Source organism: Sediminimonas qiaohouensis DSM 21189, assembly GCF_000423645.1.
In the GTDB taxonomy this organism is placed as follows: Bacteria; Pseudomonadota; Alphaproteobacteria; order Rhodobacterales; family Rhodobacteraceae; genus Sediminimonas; species Sediminimonas qiaohouensis.
Genome location: NZ_AUIJ01000011.1, coordinates 19,644 through 37,802 on the forward strand (window position 1 = coordinate 19,644; position 18,159 = coordinate 37,802).

Annotated in this window: 13 protein-coding genes; 3 read left to right on the forward strand and 10 right to left on the reverse strand. The window is 64.7% G+C overall.

Annotated features, from left to right (window positions below; translation table 11 throughout):
• Nucleotides 1-34 precede the first annotated feature (34 nt).
• The 3 genes from G568_RS0110610 to hslV form a co-directional block, all read right to left on the reverse strand.
• Nucleotides 35-1,108 carry an alpha/beta hydrolase gene (locus G568_RS0110610; RefSeq protein WP_157084377.1) on the reverse strand — a complete coding sequence of 358 codons (1,074 nt, stop codon included), beginning with the start codon at nt 1,106-1,108 and terminating at the stop codon, nt 35-37.
• 196 nt (nt 1,109-1,304) lie between these two features.
• Nucleotides 1,305-2,612 carry an ATP-dependent protease ATPase subunit HslU gene (gene hslU, locus G568_RS0110615; RefSeq protein WP_026758017.1) on the reverse strand — a complete coding sequence of 436 codons (1,308 nt, stop codon included), beginning with the start codon at nt 2,610-2,612 and terminating at the stop codon, nt 1,305-1,307.
• Complete coding sequence (hslV, locus tag G568_RS0110620) at nt 2,609-3,166, reverse strand: ATP-dependent protease subunit HslV (protein ID WP_026758018.1); 558 nt, start codon at nt 3,164-3,166, stop codon at nt 2,609-2,611. Before hslV ends, hslU begins: the two co-directional genes overlap by 4 nt.
• A 101-nt stretch (nt 3,167-3,267) precedes the next feature.
• Between hslV and G568_RS0110625 the strand changes: the two genes are divergently transcribed.
• Complete coding sequence (locus G568_RS0110625) at nt 3,268-4,182, forward strand: hypothetical protein (RefSeq protein WP_026758019.1); 915 nt, start codon at nt 3,268-3,270, stop codon at nt 4,180-4,182.
• Between the two features lie 17 nt (nt 4,183-4,199).
• On the opposite strand, the gene G568_RS18665 is transcribed toward G568_RS0110625, so the two are convergent.
• Nucleotides 4,200-4,859, reverse strand: coding sequence for a TetR/AcrR family transcriptional regulator C-terminal domain-containing protein (locus tag G568_RS18665; RefSeq protein WP_084627388.1), 660 nt, complete (start codon nt 4,857-4,859; stop codon nt 4,200-4,202).
• Nucleotides 4,860-4,959: 100 nt separating this feature from the next.
• Here G568_RS18665 and G568_RS0110635 point away from each other — a divergent pair, with 100 nt between their 5' ends.
• Nucleotides 4,960-6,102: an efflux RND transporter periplasmic adaptor subunit gene (locus tag G568_RS0110635; protein WP_026758020.1), complete on the forward strand. Its 1,143-nt coding sequence runs from the start codon at nt 4,960-4,962 to the stop codon at nt 6,100-6,102.
• The gene (locus tag G568_RS18670) at nt 6,099-9,173 is read left to right on the forward strand and encodes an efflux RND transporter permease subunit (RefSeq protein ID WP_051202919.1); all 3,075 of its coding nucleotides are present in this window, start codon (nt 6,099-6,101) and stop codon (nt 9,171-9,173) included. Before G568_RS0110635 ends, G568_RS18670 begins: the two co-directional genes overlap by 4 nt.
• 115 nt (nt 9,174-9,288) lie before the next feature.
• On the opposite strand, the gene trxA is transcribed toward G568_RS18670, so the two are convergent.
• The 6 genes from trxA to tsaE form a co-directional block, all read right to left on the reverse strand.
• Nucleotides 9,289-9,609, reverse strand: a complete 321-nt coding sequence (trxA, locus tag G568_RS0110645; RefSeq protein WP_026758021.1) for a thioredoxin — start codon at nt 9,607-9,609, stop codon at nt 9,289-9,291.
• Between the two features lie 61 nt (nt 9,610-9,670).
• Nucleotides 9,671-13,048, reverse strand: coding sequence for a double-strand break repair helicase AddA (gene addA, locus G568_RS0110650; RefSeq protein ID WP_026758022.1), 3,378 nt, complete (start codon nt 13,046-13,048; stop codon nt 9,671-9,673).
• Nucleotides 13,045-15,987 carry a double-strand break repair protein AddB gene (addB, locus tag G568_RS0110655; protein WP_026758023.1) on the reverse strand — a complete coding sequence of 981 codons (2,943 nt, stop codon included), beginning with the start codon at nt 15,985-15,987 and terminating at the stop codon, nt 13,045-13,047. The genes addA and addB overlap by 4 nt, the downstream gene beginning before the upstream one ends.
• Entirely contained in the window at nt 15,980-16,672 is a 693-nt protein-coding gene (locus G568_RS0110660; RefSeq protein WP_026758024.1) for a nucleotidyltransferase family protein, read from the reverse strand. Before G568_RS0110660 ends, addB begins: the two co-directional genes overlap by 8 nt.
• Nucleotides 16,648-17,667, reverse strand: coding sequence for an aminoglycoside phosphotransferase family protein (locus G568_RS0110665; protein WP_026758025.1), 1,020 nt, complete (start codon nt 17,665-17,667; stop codon nt 16,648-16,650). Before G568_RS0110665 ends, G568_RS0110660 begins: the two co-directional genes overlap by 25 nt.
• Entirely contained in the window at nt 17,664-18,137 is a 474-nt protein-coding gene (tsaE, locus tag G568_RS0110670; RefSeq protein ID WP_026758026.1) for a tRNA (adenosine(37)-N6)-threonylcarbamoyltransferase complex ATPase subunit type 1 TsaE, read from the reverse strand. The genes G568_RS0110665 and tsaE overlap by 4 nt, the downstream gene beginning before the upstream one ends.
• Between the last annotated feature and the right edge of the window lie 22 nt (nt 18,138-18,159).

Consider the following 18,159-nt stretch of genomic DNA (forward strand, 5'->3'; position numbering starts at 1 on the left):
CAGGTCATACGTTGAGAACCCGCCGATGCGCGGCCTAGTCCTGCAACACCAGGTGCGGCGACAGGATTAGCTGCGTCGCGTTCTTGACCGTGATCGCCGTGCCCGGCAACAGCCCGGCCTGCGCGGCGCGGTCCTTCTGGAAGGCATTGCGCAACTGGCCGCTTTGGCTAAGCAGGGAAATCAGCACCGGCGAGGTGCCGACGGTGAAGTGCCCGCCGTTTTCAAGCGTGGTAAACTCGGACACGTCGATCAGGGTGACGGGGTACTCCGACAGCTCGGCGGCATCGCTCAGGTTGCCAAGGCGGTTGGACGCGCCATTGATGCGGGCCGAGAGTTGCAGCGCCCGGTCGCGCGACGACACGAAGATGGCGAAGGGTTCGGGCATAGGGGCGAGCCTGTCTGCCTGTGTCTTGAACAGGTCAACGTCGAGGTCGGGCGAGATCAGGACAACGCCGCCAAGCTCTGCATCGGCCCAACCGGGGCTGGCGATATCGATCTGTCGCAGCGTTTCCATCACCAGCATGGTCCCCAGCGAATGCCCGATGACGACGATCTCGCCGCTTGTCTGGTTGGCCAGATTGCGCAGCATTTTCTCAAGCCCGTCGCGTGCGAAAAGCACGCTGTCGCGGTCATAGGTATAGCCAAGCGGGTTGGCCGCGCTGGGCCATGAGAAATGCACCGCGATGCCGGGCACCTCGAAATCATGCGCGATCTGCGCGGTGCGATAGACCCCGTCAAGGAAGCTGTTGTTATAACCATGCACGTAGAGGACGATGTCGCGCTCATCGGCGGGCTTGCGGGCGATATGCGATTGCAGGCGCGATTGAAACGATTGCGCGCCGTTCAGGTCGTCGCGCGCGGCGATGGTGAAATCGCGCGACGGATCGGGCGAGGTATAGCCGTTGCTGATACGGCCGCGCCGGTGGCTTGGCGGCACTGCCACATCAAGAGAGAGATAGCGCAGCTCATCGGCGCGCCCGTTGTCGAACCATCCGGTTTCTGGATCGGGGGTGCGCAGTGTGGCGGCAAGGACCGGCTGCACCGTGCCGATGCGGGCGGCCTCCGGAATGATCGGCGTCTGGCCCCGATCGACGCAGGCCGCAAGCATCACAGCGGCGACAAAGATCAGACAATTGCGCAAGGCGCCACGCCCCCGGCCAAGGATTCATCCCCTACGGTGTAACGGAGGTGAGGGTTCGGGGCCAGACCATAGTGTTCGCGGCCCGGCAATGTGCGGCGGCGCGCAAGCGCGCCATATTCCGCGCTGCTTTTCAACAGGTCGCGAACCTCAACTTCCCACGGCCCTATAGAACATAGCGGCTGAGGTCGGCGGATTTCACCAGTTCGCCAAGGTTGGCATCAACGAAGTCGGCGTCTACGGTGACCGCCTCGCCGGTGCGGTCGGGGGCGTCAAAGCTCAGTTCCTCGAACACCCGCTCCATCACGGTATAAAGCCGCCGCGCGCCAATGTTCTCGACCGACTGGTTCACGTCGGCGGCGATGCGGGCCAGCGCGGCAATGCCATCCTCGGTAAAGGTGACGGTCACCTCCTCGGTGCCCATGAGTGCGGAATATTGCCGGGTCAGGGCGTTATCGGTTTCCGTCAGGATGCGCACGAAATCCTGCTCGGTAAGGGCGCGCAGCTCGACCCGGATCGGCAGGCGGCCTTGCAGTTCGGGCAGCAGATCCGAGGGCTTGGCGATGTGGAAGGCGCCCGAGGCGATGAACAGGATATGATCGGTTTTCACCGGGCCGTGCTTGGTCGATACGGTGGTTCCTTCGATCAGCGGCAGCAAATCGCGCTGCACCCCCTCGCGCGAGACATCGCCGCCGCGCGCTTCGGACTTCGCGCAGACCTTGTCGATCTCATCGAGGAAGACGATGCCGTTTTCCTCGACCGCAGACACCGCAGCGCGGGTGACCGCTTCGTCGTCCAACAGCTTGTCGGCCTCTTCGCTGACCAGCAACTCATGGCTCTCGGCGACAGTCAGGCGCTTGCGGGTGGTGCGGCCGCCGAACGCCTTGCCGAAGATATCGCCCAGGTTCATCATGCCCATCTGGCTGCCGGGTTGTCCGGGGACATCCATCATCGACATGGGGTTGGAGGTGTCGGCGACGTCCAGCTCGATCACGGTGTCGTCCAGCTCACCATTATGCAGCTTGCGGCGGAACATCTCGCGGGTGGCCTCGCGGGCGTCGTCGCCGGCGATGGCGGAAATCACGCGGTCCTCGGCGGCCTGGTGGGCGGCGGCGCGGACATCTTCGCGCATATGCTCGCGGGTCATGGCGATGGCGCTATCGACCAGGTCGCGGACGATCTGCTCGACATCGCGGCCGACATAGCCGACCTCGGTGAACTTGGTCGCCTCGACCTTGATGAAGGGCGCGCGGGCGAGCTTGGCCAGGCGGCGCGAGATCTCGGTCTTGCCGACGCCGGTGGGGCCGATCATCAGGATGTTCTTCGGATAGACCTCGTCGCGGAGATCATCGCTTAGCTGTTTGCGGCGCCAGCGGTTGCGCAGGGCGACGGCGGTGGCGCGCTTGGCCTCTTTCTGGCCGATGATGAAGCGATCAAGCTCGGATACGATCTCGCGCGGGGTCATGTCAGTCATTTGGAAATCTTCTCCACCGTCAGGTTGCCGTTGGTGTAGACGCAGATATCGGCGGCGATGGCCATCGCCTCGCGCGCGATCTGTTCGGGGGATTTGTCAGTGTCCATCATGGCGCGCGCCGCAGCCAGCGCGAAGTTGCCGCCCGAGCCGATGGCGGCGACGTTATCCTCGGGCTCAAGCACGTCGCCCGCGCCGGTGATGACATAAAGCTGATCACCATCGGTGACCACCAGCATCGCCTCGAGCTTTTGCAGGTACTTGTCGGTGCGCCAGTCCTTGGCCAGTTCGACGCAGGCGCGCTGTAGCTGTCCGGGGGTCGCTTCGAGCTTGGTTTCAAGACGCTCCAGCAGGGAAAAGGCATCGGCGGTAGAGCCGGCAAAACCGGCCAGCACATCGTAACCGCCGGGCGACAGGCGCCGCACCTTGCGGGCGCTGCCCTTGATCACGGTCTGGCCGAGGCTGACCTGTCCGTCGCCGGCGATGACGACCTCGCCATCCTTGCGGACGGCGACGATGGTGGTGCCGTGCCAGCCGGGGAATGAATTGTCGCTCATGCGCGGGCCCTCCTGTCAACTCCGGCCTATATGGAAGCAAAGCCATGCAGGCACAAGGGTTTGCCTTGTCCGGGGCGCGCGGCGGCGGTACCAATGCGGCCATGTCACAGGCGCGCATCCTGCGGTTCTACCTTGACCCCGGCCTGAAACGCAGCGCCGAGGACGGGCGGCATAATTTCATCACGCAGGTGGCCGATGTCGTGCGCGGGGCGGGTTTCCGGGTTGAGTTCAAGCCGAGCACCGCCACCGAGCGGATGAAATCGGCCACGCGCCGGGGCTATTCGATGTTCCACATGGACGAGCCCTATCACGAGCGGGCGCTGACCATGCGGCGGGTCTATCACTATCCGTTCTGGGCGATCGAGCAGAGCGCGCGCCGCTGGGAATGGCGGGTGGCGAGGGCCCGGTTCGATCCGGGGCAGGTGGACCGCGATGCGGCGGACAAGTTTGCGCGCTATTGGCGCAAGCGCCTGTTTGGCAAGGCGGCGCCGGTCGAGGCGGGCGGGTTCGTCTACGTGCCGCTGCAGGGGCGGCTGAGCGTGCAGCGATCATTTCAAACCTGCACGCCGCTGGAGATGGTCGAGCAGACGTTGGCGCGGACGGACACGCGCCCGGTGATCGCAGCGCTGCATCCCGGCGAGACGCATGCGCCCAATGAGATTGCGGCGCTTGAACGGCTGTGTGCCGATCATCCGCGATTGGAGCTGCGCACCGGCGGGATGGAGGGCCTACTTCCGGCCTGCGACATGGTGGTGACGCAGAATTCGGCGGCGGCATTCAACGGGTTCTTCTTCGACAAACCTGCGATCCTGTTCGGGCGGGTGGATTTCCACCACATTGCCGCGAACGTCGCCGATCTGGGCGTGGAGGGTGCATTTGACGCCATAGTCGGCGCGCGGCCGGATTTCGCCGGCTACATCTGGTGGTTCTGGCAGGTGATGGCGATCAACGCGGGCCGCCCCGAAGCGCCCGAGAAGATCGCCAAGGCGATGCGCGAAGCGGGCTGGCCGGTGTGAAACGGGCGCGGCCCGACCTATCGCGGTAGCGTGCCATTAAGGAACATATCCACCGCGGCGCGAACTTGCTTTTCGATCTTGTGGTGGGGGACGGTGTATTGGTGGGTCATCAGGGCCTCAAGATCCAGACCGCCCTTGAGCATCTCGGCCAAGATCCGGGCGGCAGTGGGGATATCGGCCAGGACCAGATCCCCCTTGGCGGCCAAGGCAGTCAGATATGTCTCAAGGCGGGCATGAAGGATGGCGGGACCGGCGGCGTATGCTTCGCGGCTCAGCTCTGGCCATTCGCTGGCGTAGACGACGAATTGGCGCATGGTTTGCAGGGCGTCAGGTGCCATCAGTCCCGTTAGAAAGGCGGTGCCAAGCGCCTCAAGCTGTTGCTGGATCGGGCGGGGATCTGTGGCCGGGTCGGGCACCTGGATCTTGGTGAGAATTGTGTCGATCTGATCCTGCATTACCGCTTTGAAGAGGGTCTTCTTGTTGCCGAACAGCTCGTAGATATTGCGGCGGGAGCCGCCGGTTTCGGCAATTATCATGTCGAGCGATGTATGCTCGTAGCCATGAGTGACAAATAATTCACGTGCTTTATCAAGAAGTTCGCGTCGCCGCTCCTGGCGCCGGGTGGCTTGGGGTACGCTTGTTTCATCTGCCATATCGGGTGTCCGGTGAAGTTCCATATTGACATGGTATTTAATAGTACCATATAGCCCTGACAAGATGGTACTAATGAGTACCGCTTAGAAAACGCAATTGCCACGGCCATGATGGGACCCCGAAATGAAATCTTTGCCGATCCTGCTAACTTCGTTCTTGACGCTTGCGGCGCTTGCCGGGTGCAACCCCGTGGCCGACGACGGCAAGGAAGATGCAACCGCCCCGGTGCGGCGTGTTCAGACGGTCATTGCCGCGCCAGCGCAGATCACGAATGTGCGCGCTTTTCCGTCGGTCCTGGAGCCGCCGCAGATCACCAGCCTTGCGTTTGAGGTGGGCGGCCGCCTGAGCACGGTGGACCTGCAGGTCGGGCAGACGGTTGGCAAGGGCGACGTTTTGCTGACGGTTGATCCGGAGGACTTCACCTTTCAACTCCGGCAGGCCGAAGCGGCGGTGGCCGAGGCGCAAAGTGCGTTGATCAATGCGCAGGACGAGGCCGAGCGCCAAACACGCCTGTTTGAGCGTGGCGTGGCGTCAAAGGCGGCGCGGGACCGGGCGGTTACGCAACTCAAGCAGGCCCGCGCGCGCGCCGAACAGGCGCATTTCAGCCTTGAGCTGGTCCGCGGGAGCAGTGACGACGCATCGCTTGAGGCGCCCTTTGACGGAGTGATCAATTCGATCAGCGTGCAGAATTTCGGCGTGGTGCAGCCCGGTCAGCCGGTTCTTACGCTCTATAAGGATGACGGCCTGCAGGCCGAAGTGCTGGTCAGTTACAAAATCGTTTCGCAACTGTCGCTGAATGATGCGGTAACCATCCGCCCCGCCGACAGGCCCGATGCGGCACTGACGGCGCATATCACCGAAATCGCGCGCCGCGCGCCTGCGGTGTCCGCCTTTCCGGTTGTCGTGAAGCTGGATGAGACACCCGATTCCCTGCGTTCGGGTATGGCGGTCGAGATTCTGATCGAGTTGCCACACGCCCCCGAAAAGCGCGCCATTCCCTTGCCGGTCAGTGCGCTTGCAACGCAGCTCTCGGGGGATCTTGAGCCCTTGACGCCATCGGGATCAGAGCGGCGCGGCCAGGTGTTCGTGTTCAAGGACGGCCTTATCGAGGCGCGCGAGGTCGCCGTCTCGGGGGTAGATGAGACCCGGATAATCGTGACCGGAGGGCTTGGCGCGGGCGAGCGTGTCGTTTCCGCCGGTGTGCCCTTCGTCTACCCGGGGCAGAAAGTCGCGCTTTGGGAAAATCCGGCGGAGGACGGGCAATGAGGTCGCTTACCGGCCTTGGCCTGCGCAACACGCGCGTGACCGTCCTCTTCATGATACTGATCCTTGCGCTGGGGCTTGGGTCATTCATTGGCTTTCCCAAACGCGAAGACCCCGCGATCACGGTGCGCACGGCGGTTGTGACCGCGACAAACCCGGGCCTGACCCTGACGCAACTGGAGGAACTGGTGGCGCGACCGCTGGAAGAGGCGGCGCGCGCCATTCCGGGCGTTGACGAGGTGCGCACACAGCTGATCTCGGGCACGTCGATCCTGCAGATCGACGTCAAGGACTCGGTCGCCGAGGGCGACATCGCCGCCGTGCTCTCGGAAATCGACGACGAGATGGAAGACGTCCGCCGCGACTTGCCGAAGGGAACGCAGGGGCCGTTCGTGAACACCGATTTCGGCGATGTGGCCATCGCCACCATCGCCGTCAGGGCGCATGGCTTCCTGCCCCGGCAGGCCGAGCGCTTCGCGGAGGATTTGCGCAACCGGATATATGTCATCGACGCGGTATCTGCAGTAAGGCTTCATGGGGTGCAGCAGGAACGCATATGGCTGAATGTCGATCGCGAGCGGCTGGCCACGGTCGGCACGACGCTGCTGCCTGTCATCGACGCCCTGCAGACCCAGAACGTGCGCCTGCCCTCGGGGTCTATCGTTTCGGAGGGGCAGCGCATACCGCTTGAGACATCGGGCGATTTCACCACGATCAAGGAAATCGAGGACATGCTGGTGGAGCTGCCCGATATCGGGCTGATCCGGCTTGGCGATCTTGTGACGGTCGAGCGCGGGTTAGTCGACCCGGTGAATAACCCGGTTTACTTTGACGGTGTGCCCGCGATCCTTTTGTCGGTCGAGATGGACGCGGGCAATGACATCACCGCCGTCGGCGAGGAGCTAAAGCGCGTCGTCGGCGCGTTCGAGGCCGATCAGCCGCTGGGCGTCGAGGCGGAATTTTCGACATTCCAGCCCAAGGTTGTCGAGGACTCGATCAACGAGGCGATGATCAACATGTTGCAGACCTTTGCGGTGGTGCTTTTGGTGATGTTCGTCTTTCTCGGGTATCGGCAGGCATTGGTTATCGCGTCGATCATACCGTTTGCGGTTGCCTTTGCCTTTACGCTGATGCCGGCATTCGGCGTGGAATTGCAGCAGGTCTCGATCGCGGCGATCATCATTTCGCTGGGGCTTGTCGTTGATAACGGCCTTGTCATCGTCGAAGACATGGACCGGCGCATTCGCGGCGGTGCCGGCCGATGGGATGCGGCGATGGCGGCGGGGCAGCAATATACCGTGCCTTTGCTCATTGCATCGATCACAACGATCGCGGTGTTTCTTCCGCTGTACCTGCTCGAGGGCACCGAGGGGCAGTTCGGGTATTCGCTGGGCGTGGTTGTGGCGCTGATGCTGACGGGGTCGTTCCTGTCGGCCATCTACCTGTTGCCGCTATTGGCGTACTGGTTTCTGCCAGAGCCGGTTATAGACCCTAAACCGGGGATTTTCGACCTGATGGCGGCCGGGTATGGCCATATCGTTGCATGGATCGTGCGGGTGCCATGGCTGGCGGTGGCGGCGATATTGCTGATAGTGGTGATGTCAGTCAGCCAGATGGGCGGCGTTCGCCAGCAGCTTTTCCCGCTATCCGAGCGCAGTCAGTTCCTGATCTATTTCGATCTGCCACGCGGCACCGATATTTCGCGGACCGAGGCGGAGACTGTCCGCCTGAGCGAGTGGCTTGCCGACGCCGAGCAGAACCCCGAAGTCAACAACGCCACCGCCTTTGTCGGGTTCGGGGGGCCGCGATTTGTGCTCTCGCTCGATCGGGCAGATAGGGACCCGGCCTCGTCCTTCGTGGTTGTGAACACCACGACATTTCAGACATCGCAAGACGTGATCGCACGCACCAGGGCGCATATCGCGCAATCGTTTCCGGATGCGCGCGTACGCATGAAGCGGCTGGCGATGGGCGGGCGCGAGCCGGGGATAGAGGTGGAATTGACCGGCCCCGATCCCGATCGTTTGCTGGCTGCGGCATACCAGGTGGAAAACGCGTTCGCAGATGCGCCGGGCATGGTCGAAAACCAGGGGGATTGGGGCAATCGCATCTTGCGTGGGCTTGTCGTGGTGGCGCAGGATCGAGCGCGCGAATATGGTCTCACTTCTCAGGCGGTGTCCGACGCGCTCGCCGGGTTCCTGGATGGCACGCAAATATCGGTGTTTCGCGACGAGGATCGCCAAATTCCCATCGTCCTGCGTGGCGAGGCAAGCGCGCGCGATACGTTCGGGGATCTTGCCAACCTGTCCATCGTCGCGGACGGGCAGCTTGTGGCGCTGGACCAGATCGCCGAGTTCACGCCAGAGCTTGAGTTTTCCTCGCTGCGTCGGGTGAATCAGCGGCGGGTTGTCACGGTCAGCGCCATGTCGTCCACGCTGTCGGCCTATGACCTTGTGGACCACGTTCAGCCGGCGCTTGACCGGATCGCGGCCGATCTTGGACCGGCTTACGCGGTGACGATCGGCGGCGAGGTCGAGCAATCGACCGAGGTGCGCACCAAGCTTGCCGCGGGATTTCCGGCCACGATTGTCGTGATGCTCATCGCGCTGATGATGCAGTTCAATTCGTTCCGACGGGTGGGGCTGACGGTTCTTTGTATTCCGCTGATCGTGGCGGGCGTGCCGCTGATCCTGATCGTGTTCGACCAACCGTTCAGCTTTTTCGGAACGCTGGGCCTTATCGCGTTGAGCGGGATCATCATCAACAATGCCATCGTGTTGATCGACCAGATCGATATCGAGCGGCAGGAGCGCCCGTTGAACGACGCCATCACCGAGGCCGCGAAGAAACGGTTTCAGCCGATCCTGCTGACGTCTCTGACGACGGTGCTGGGGCTGACGCCGATGGCCATCGCCGGCGGCGCCCTGTGGGAGCCGATGGCGACCCTCATGATCGGCGGTCTTGGCATGGCGTCGGCCCTGACGCTTGCTTATGTGCCCGCGCTTTACCGCATCTTCTTTGGTCGCGAACATAAGCTTCGCCAATCGCAACCCGGTCAGGCGGCGGCTGCCTGACCGTCCGGTCGTGGACATCTCACATAGGGCCCTGCGCGGCTCCTGAGGACACCACATACGGCAAAGGGCGCCCTGTTGGGCGCCCTTGATGTTTCGCGTGATGCTGGCGAACGGGTCAGATGCTCTCTTCGATCCAGGACTGCAGCGCGGCCTTGGGGGCGGCGCCGGCGCGGTTCGAAACCACCTCGCCATCCTTGAAGATGAACAGCGCGGGTATGCCGCGAATGCCCAGCGACGTGGCGGTGTTGGGGTTGGAATCCACGTCAACCTTGGCGACCTTGATCTTGCCGTCCATCTCGGCGGAAAGCTCTTCCAATGCGGGGCCGATCTGCTTGCAGGGGCCGCACCATTCGGCCCAGAAATCCACCACGACGGGGATATCGGAATTCTTTACTTCGGCGTCGAAAGTTTCGTCGGTGACGGCAACGGTGGCCATTGGTTTTCTCCTGTGTGGGAATGTCGCTTCCCGACGAACCTAGGCAGGCACCCCGGTAGGGTCAAGCGATCTCGGCCCGGGACAGCGCGGTTGTCACGAGATCGTGCGGCAACCGCATGAGGCGCGGGCCGGCCGTCCACAAAAGGGCGGTGTCAACGCGGCGATCCGGATAAAGAAGCGCAAGCGCCGCGGCATAGGCGCCCATTTGCCGCAGTAGCCCTTCGGGCGTGTCCTCGGGGCGGGTGGGGATTTCGGCATTGGTTTTGAAATCCACGGCAAGCACATAATCGGGGGTGATCAGCAACCTGTCGATGACCCCGTGAACGCGGCGACCCTCCAGCGAATCAAGGGTGGCGGACACCGGCACCTCGGCCAAGGCATCGTTGCCGAAGAGGAATGTGCAATCGGGGTCCGACAGGGTGCGGCGCACCTCGTCCAGAAGGGGCGAAAGGGCGACGTCATCGACGCCGTCCGGACCGTGCCCCAGAAGGCGCGCCGCCTGCCCGACCCAATCTTCGGGCGGGACGGGCGGCAGATGCTCCAACAGGGTATGGATCTGCCTGCCGCGGCGCAGGGCTGCTTCCTCGTCCTGGCCAGCGTCGCCCGGCAGGGCCTTGGCGCCGCCCAGATCGGATGGTGACAGGGTGGCGGGCGCAGCTGGCGGGTGCGGCGCGGCGATGCCGAAATACGAGGGCAAATCGGCCATTTGGGCTGTATCAGGCTCTGATTCCGGGGCGATCGGCGCGGACCAATCCCCGCGCGACAGGCGCTTGCCGGTGCCGAACGAGAATGGATGCGCCTCCGCACTCAACGCGTCCATCGCCGTATCGACGCGCGAATACCAAGCCTGCCCGTCCTTGCCCAAATCGCCCGCCGCGGCGACGATTAGCCACTTTTCCGCGCGCGTCATGGCGACGTACAGCAGGCGATCACGCTCGGCCTGTTCGCGCTCAGTGGCGGTGGTGGTGGCGTCCTGCAGGCGCGCGGGCAGGGATTTGCCGTTCAGCCGCCAAAGCGCCTGACCCTGATCCACGATGATCGAATCCGCGCCGCGCAGGTTGCGCTTGCCGGTGTCGGGCAGGATCACGATGGGCGATTCCAGCCCCTTGGCGCCATGCACCGTCATCACGCGGATACGGTTGCCGGCGCTGTCCATCTGGCGCTTGATCTCAAGATCGTCGGTTTCCATCCATTGCAGGAACCCCGTCAGGCTGGGCACGGCGCTGCGTTCATAGGCCAGCGCCTGAGCGAGGAAGGCGTTGATGCCATCCTCGGCCTCGGGGCCCAGCCGCGCCAGAAGATGGCGGCGGCCCTGGTGGCGGGTAAGGATCCGCTCGATCAGGTCGTAGGGGCGTAGGAAATCTGTGTGATCGCGTAGATCTGTCAGCATCGCCATCGTCTGGGGGTACTCATCCGCGCGGTCACGCAGCGCGGGCCAAAGCCGCCCCTTGCGTGGCTGCGCGAGGGCGTAAAGCTGTGCCTCCGTCCAGCCCAGAAGCGGCGATTTGAGGGCAACGGCAAGCGACAGGTCGTCATCGGGCGTGGCAAGGAATGCCATTAGCGCGGCCAGATCGCGCACGGCCAGCTCCGCCCCAACCTTGAGCCGGTCAGCACCGGCAATGGCAAGGCGCTGTTCCTTGCAGGCGCGGATCACCTCCTGGAACAGGATCGAGCGGCGCTGCACCAGGATCAGGAAGTCGCCCTCGCGCACGGGGCGCATCGCGTTGGGAGCATTTTCGGCCGGAATAGTCTCTTTTACGTCGATCATGCGCCGGATCTCGGCGGCGATCCGTTGGGCCAGTTGGACCATGTGATGCCGCTTGCCAAGGCGATCGACAGGGTCGTGCCATTTCTCGTTGTCGTCATCGGTATCGGCGGGCTCGATCAGCGGCCAAAGATCGACGCGGCCGGGCATGGCGGATTTGAATGCGCGGTGGCGCGAGCCGACGGAAAACCCGGACGATGCGCGACCCTCGAAGCATTGATCGACCAGGTCGAGGATGATTTGCGCCGAGCGAAATGAGTGCTCCAACTCGAACGTGGCAAGGGGGCGGCCGGCGTCTTGGAGGCGGGCGTCGAAATCGGCACGCATGCGGTCGAATTCGCGGGGATCGGCGCCCTGGAATGAATAAATCGACTGTTTCTTGTCGCCAACGACGAAAATCGTGCGCGGGGTGTCGGGCCGCGCGCCCGCGCCGCTGGTGAACTCCTGCGCCAGCAACTCGATCACGCGCCATTGCTCGGGACTGGTGTCCTGCGCCTCGTCCACAAGGATATGGTCGATCCCGCCATCAAGCCGGTAGAGAACCCATTCGGCGACCGCTGGATCGGTCAGGAGATTGCGCGCCTTGAAGATCAGATCGTCGAAATCGAGCCAGCCGCGCAGGGTTTTGCGGTGCTCGTACTCGGTCAGAAACGCCTGCGCAAAGCGGTGCAGCGCCAGCGTTTTCTCGGCCGTTGCAAGGGCCAGCCGCGCCTCGCGGGCGGCCTCGACCCGGCGCATCAGATCGTGTAGCTGCGGTAGCAGATCGCCCAATGCTTCGCCAGTTTTTTTAGTTGGAACAGTCCCTAACTTGGCAGAAAACGGCTCTTTCGCGCTGGCGCCGGTGAGGAAGATGCCCTCCATTTCCTCAAGCGCGTCAAGCGTGCCGGGGGTCAGTGCGGCAAGCCGCGCGGCATGTGTGATGTCGGTGCTTGTCCCCTGCCCCATGACCTGCGCGACCTGGTCCAAGAACGCGCCTTCACCGCCAAGGAACACCGATTCGAGCAGTGCAGCGCGGTCAAAACCCTTGGGCAGGTTCAGCCAGGACCAGATATCGCCGGCTTGCGGGGCCTGAGCAAAGGCGCCGCGGGCGTTGGTGATTGCGGCGGTCAGGTCGTCGAAATCGCCGCCGGTGTGGTACTGTGCAACGCCATCGACCAGCGCCGCCTGTGGGCCGTCGGCCATGCCCTGTACCACCTCGGCGCGCAGCAGGGCGATGGCGCGTTCCTCCATCTCGGCAAACTGGGGACTGACGCCGGATTCGAGCGGAAAACGCCGTAACAGAGACGAACAGAACGAATGAATCGTCTGGATCTTGAGGCCGCCGGGCGTCTCAATGGCGCGGGCAAACAGGGTGCGCGCGTTGCGCAGTTCGGTGTCGTCAAGCGGATGATCCAGCCCCAGATCGGCCAGCTTACTGCGCAGCGCGCCATCCTCCAGCATCGCCCATTCGCCAAGGCGGCGGAAAAGGCGGTTCTGCATCTCGCTGGCGGCGGCCTTGGTGTAGGTCAGGCACAGGATGTGCTGCGGCTGCACACGGTTCAGCAGCAGGCGCGCAACGCGATCGGTTAGCACGCGAGTCTTGCCAGAGCCGGCATTGGCCGACAGCCAGGTCGAGTTCTCGGGGTTGGCGGCCTGCACCTGCCGGTTCGTGGCCTCGTCGCGCGGCGGGGTCATGGCAGATCCTCGGGCGTGGGGGGCGTGGTGACATCCCACTCGCCAAAGCGGGCGAGCTGATCATAATCGCTATGATCGGTGTCGCGAAACATGGCGCGGCGGGCGGTATATCCCTGCTTTGGACTGAAATAGGCTCTTATGAGCTTATCGAAATTCTCCCAGACGGTGATGACCGGCTCTTCTTCCAAGGGGGCGGGATATTCGCCCTGATCGCTGCCCAGGCCGATATAGGCCGCGTGCGTCACCGGGCCGGGATCGATCCCGTGGAAGCCTCCAAACTCGGCAATCGCGGCCTCAAGCAGGAGCTGCTTGTCGAAATGTTGCTGCTGCGGCTTTGAGGGGGGCTTGCCGGTCTTGTAATCGTAGATATGCAGCGCGCCATCGGCGGTGCGGTCGATGCGATCGGCCTGTGCCGTCAGAGTAAAGCCAATGTCGCGGATGACGGCGGCGCCCCCTACTTCGAAATCGGCGGGCTGCGCCTGTGTCTGTCGGCGGGATTCGTCGGTGATGAACCGCTCGGATGCGCGGGCAAGGCGTGCCTTCCACAGGGTGCGAATATCGGGCCAGGGGACGTTTTGGGCAAGAACAGTGTCTGATATTTCCATCAGGCGCGCGGCGGTCAGAGCGTGCGAGGTCTCGCGGACTTCGCGCATGAAGGCCTCGAAAACGGAATGGGTGATAATGCCGCGCAGCAGGGCATCGGGCGCGCGCATCAACGGGTCCAGCGGCTTCAGCCGCAGAGTATGACGCGCGTAGATGGCATAGGGATCGCGGATCAGGCGCTTGATCGCCGTGACCGAAAGCTGCCGGGGGCGCGCGGCGACTGGTGGGCGCGGCGAGGGGCGCGGCGCGGCGGGGGTTTCGCCGGGCGTTTCCATCTGGCGCGCGCGGGCAAGCCAGACGTTGCCGCGCGCGCGCATGTCGGCAAGCGCCTGCTGGCCACCTTGATCCGGAAGGCCGTGCAGCAGGTTTCCCAGCCGGTTGAGCCAGCGCGAAGCGACCGTTTCGGCATCATCCGAGCGGACCGAGCGGGTCAGCCACACCTCGGGCGCCGCGACGGCCTGTTGGAAATCATGCGCCGACAGGCCGATGCGCCGTTCGGGCACCAAAAGGCCGGCATCGTGCCGCATCTTGCGGTTCAACCACGGGTCGGCGGGAGGCATCTCCGGCCAGCTCCCTTCATTCAGGCCACCGAGGATCAGGATTTCGGCGCCCTGAACGCGCGCCTCGAGCGTGCCCCAGATCAGGATGCGGGGGTGCGGCGCGTCGCGGTCGCGGACCTCTTGCCGGGCGAGGATCGCGCCGATCATGTCCGTGTAATCGGTGGCCGACATGGCGCCGCCGGCATCCGCCTCGGCGATCAGCGCGTCAATGGCGGCGCGCGCCGCCTCGCCGGCCTTGTTGGCCCAGAGCGCACCGCTTGCCGTGCCATCCGGGCCGCGTGCGATGCGTTCCGCCAGCGCAATATGCGCGGCGAGCCTGTCGGCGAGGGGCGCGTTTTTCGGCGTGGCCTGGTCCATAAAGCAGGCGATGACCCATTCGGCCCAGTGGGCGGCGGCAGGGTCGCTTTGGATCTCGGCCCATGTGCGCAACGCGTCTGAGTCGGGGAAGGGCACGCCGTGGCGGCGGATATACAGCTCAAGCGCGCGGGCATGCATGAGGTGCGGCCCGCGCCCCGATTCCGAGTGGGTGAGTGGGTGCAGCAGCAAGGTCAGCAATGCCTCGGCCGTCAAATTCGCCTGAAACAGAGCCGCAACATGGCGCAAAAACCGACCCGGCGGGGACAGGTGCAGGGGCATGCCGGCGCTGTCGTCGGGCAGGATTTTCCAACGGTCCAGCGCGGCGGTGACCTGCCGGCTAAGCATGCGGTCGGGCGTGATGAGGGCGGCGGTGCGGCCATCATCAGCGGCCTGCCGCAGGCGCATGGCGATGCTCAGGGCCTCGTCGCGCATCGAGGGCGCCTCGATCAGGGTGATGCCGGCCATTGCATCGCCGATGTCGCGCAGGGCGGGGCCCTCGGTCAGCCATTGATCGGTGACCGGCGCAGGGCGCAGGGCGAGGGAGACGACCGCATTGCGCGCGGGGTGGGGCGGCGCGACGCGGGGCCAGCGGCGAATATCGGAGGACTCAATGCCAAGGCGATCCATCAGCACGCGAAAGCGGTATTGCGGGTGATCCTCGGCGGTGAGCGGGTCGGACACGTCATCCCACGCGGGCGGCGGCATGTCGAAATCGAACCCCGGCAGCACGATGGCGCCGCGGGGCAGGGCCGCGACGGCCTGCATCAGGCGCATGGTGGTCCCGCGCGAGCCGGTCGAGCCGGCAAGAATGACGGGCTCCTGCGGCGGCGCGTCTTGCCAACGGGTAGTCAGGTCTTCGACGATCAGGCGTTGCCGCGTTTCGGTGTCGGGCGGGCCGCCGGCCAGGTCGAAATAGTGCTGCACGATGTCCAGAAACCGCAGCGCCCGCGCCCAATGGCCGGACTGATCCGACACATCAAGGGCGCGGATTGCGTCCGGCGACACGCCCTCACCATGCATTTCGTCCATGAGGGCGGCAAGGCTGTCGGCCAGGTCAAAGAGGGCCGCACGGGGGGCAAGGCCCGGCTCGCGTTCAAGTAGGCCGGCGACGAGCTGTGAGATTTCAAGGCGGCGGCGCAGGGGCGGCACGGCGGCGGGCACATCGGTGGGACCCGCCAGGTTGGTCAGGTCTGTGACCAGCCCGATCCGCGGCAGCAAGAGCGGCGGGCCCTCGTCAAACAGGGTGCGGATGCGCCGGGCCATGCGCCGGGTATTTACGATGAGGCGTACGCGGGCCAGGTCTTGCGGCGGCTTTCCGGCATAGGCGGCGCGTAATCCCGAGACGAGCGCGGCAGGGAAATCCACGCCCGGGTCCATGCCATAGACGCGGGGGCGCCGGGCGGGATCAGGGTCAAACATCCGCGCCCCCGATCATCCGTTCAGCCAGCGCAATGCCGCCCGGATGGCCGACATCGCACCAATCGCCGGTATAGGTGGCGCCAAACAGCCGCCCGGCATGCGCCAGCCTGTCCCACACCACGTTGAGCGAAAATGCGGCGGCGGGGATATCGGACAGGATTTCGGGGCGGATCACCTGCACCCCGGTAAAGATCAGGTCGCCGCCGCGCGTCAGGCGGCCATTGGCACCGAGCGTAAAATCGCCCGGCCCGTCGTGCCCGGTGGCGCGGGCGGCGGGCAGGCAAAGCAGCAGCGCATCCATCTGCGCGCCATCCCATGCCTGCGAGGCAAGGCGCAGCGGGTTTTCGCCGCGCCAGACGGCGTCGGTGTTCATCGTCAAGACCGGCCCCGGCCCCAGCAGGGGCTGCGCCCGGCGCAGGCCACCGCCGGTATCAAGGATGCTGGGCGTCTCGTGCGACAGGGCCACGTCGCGGCCCGACAGGTGCGCGGCAAGCATGTCGGCCATGTAATGCGCGTTCACGACAACGCGCGATGCGCCGTAGTCCTCGACGATATCAAGCGCATGATCAATCAGCGCCCGCCCCGCCACCGAAATAAGCGGCTTGGGCCGGTCATCGGTCAGGGGCCGCATGCGGGTGCCAAAGCCCGCAGCGAACAGCATCACTGCGTCGGGGCGATCGCGCATCGGGATTTCAGCCTTTGCAGGGTGTCGGGCGTGGGCGGTGGCAGGCTATCGGTGATCATGGCACGGACCGGGGCGAGGGCGGGATGCGCCAAATCGCGTTCCAACAGGGTCCAGACACGGGGGATCAGATCGATGTAGTGGGATTTGCCCGCGGTCATGCACAGGCGCGCAAAGACGCCGACAATGCGCAGGTTCCGCTGTGTGCCAAGCAGGTGGTAGGCGTGCTCAAATGTGTCTCTGTTTCGGCCTGTTGCGGCGCAGTAGCGGGCGATCATCGCGCGCTCAATGGCCGGGGGCACGTCGCGGCGGGCATCTTGCAGGACCGAGACGAGGTCATATGCGGGATGGCCGCGCAGCGCGTCCTGGAAATCCAGCAGGCCAACGCGCGCGACGCCCGTGCGATCCGGCAGCCAGAGCAGGTTTTCGGCGTGATAGTCCCGCTGAATGAGGACGGAGGCATCGGCGGCGTCTTGTTCAAGCATCGGCTGGAACGTGGCGGTAAAGGCGGCCTCGGCCTCGGGCGCGGGGCGATCGGCGCCCGCGGCGTACCACTGCCACGCCAGCGCCGACATGCGGGCCATCAACGCCGGGGAATAGGGCGGCAAATCCGCCGGAGGGTCAGCCGCGTGCAGGTGGACGAGCACGTCGGTCGCCGCCTCGTACAGGGGGGGTTCAAGGGACGGGTCATCGGCGACGACGTGGGCAAAGAGCGCATCGCCCAGATCCTCGAGCAGGAGAAAGCCGTGATCGGCATCCTCGGCGATGATGCGCGGCGCGCTGAGGCCCTGCGCCGCAAGGTAGCGGGCGATGCGGGCAAAGGGGCGCACATCCTCGCCGCTATCTGGGGGCGCATCCATCAGGACGGCGCGGTGCGTGTCAAGCGACAGGCGCTCATAGCGGCGGTTGGAGGCATCGCCGGCCAGCGGCGCGCGCGATGCCGCGGCCCAGCCAGCCCCGGCAAGGAAGGTATCGCAAAGCAATTGGCGGTCGGTCATGGCAGGCACCCCATCAGCCGCTCATTCCACTTGTCGTGCTGCCACGTCAAGGTCAGGGTGCGGGCGTCCTCGGCCTCGGTGGTCGCGAAATCCAGCGAGAGCGCGCCATCGGGGCGCAAGGAGCCAAGCCTGTCTGGCCATTCGATCAGGCAAATGGCGTCTGTCATCGCCTCGGGCAGGCCCAGCTCCTCGATATCATCAGGGTGCAACAGGCGGTAAAGATCCGTGTGCCAAACCTCGCCGCGGGTGGTGTCATAGGTTTGGACAAGGGTGAAGGTGGGTGATGGGACATCCTCGGGCACGGTGAGGATGGATTGGATCAGGGCGCGGGCGAAATGGGTTTTCCCAGCGCCGATAGGCCCCTCCAGCAGGATGACATCACCCGGAAACAGCCGCGCGCCAAGGCATGTGGCGAAGGTATCTGTCGCGCCCGGCGAGGCAAGCGCGGCGTGGTGGGAAAACTGCTCCATGCGCGCAGAGTAACGCGCGGGG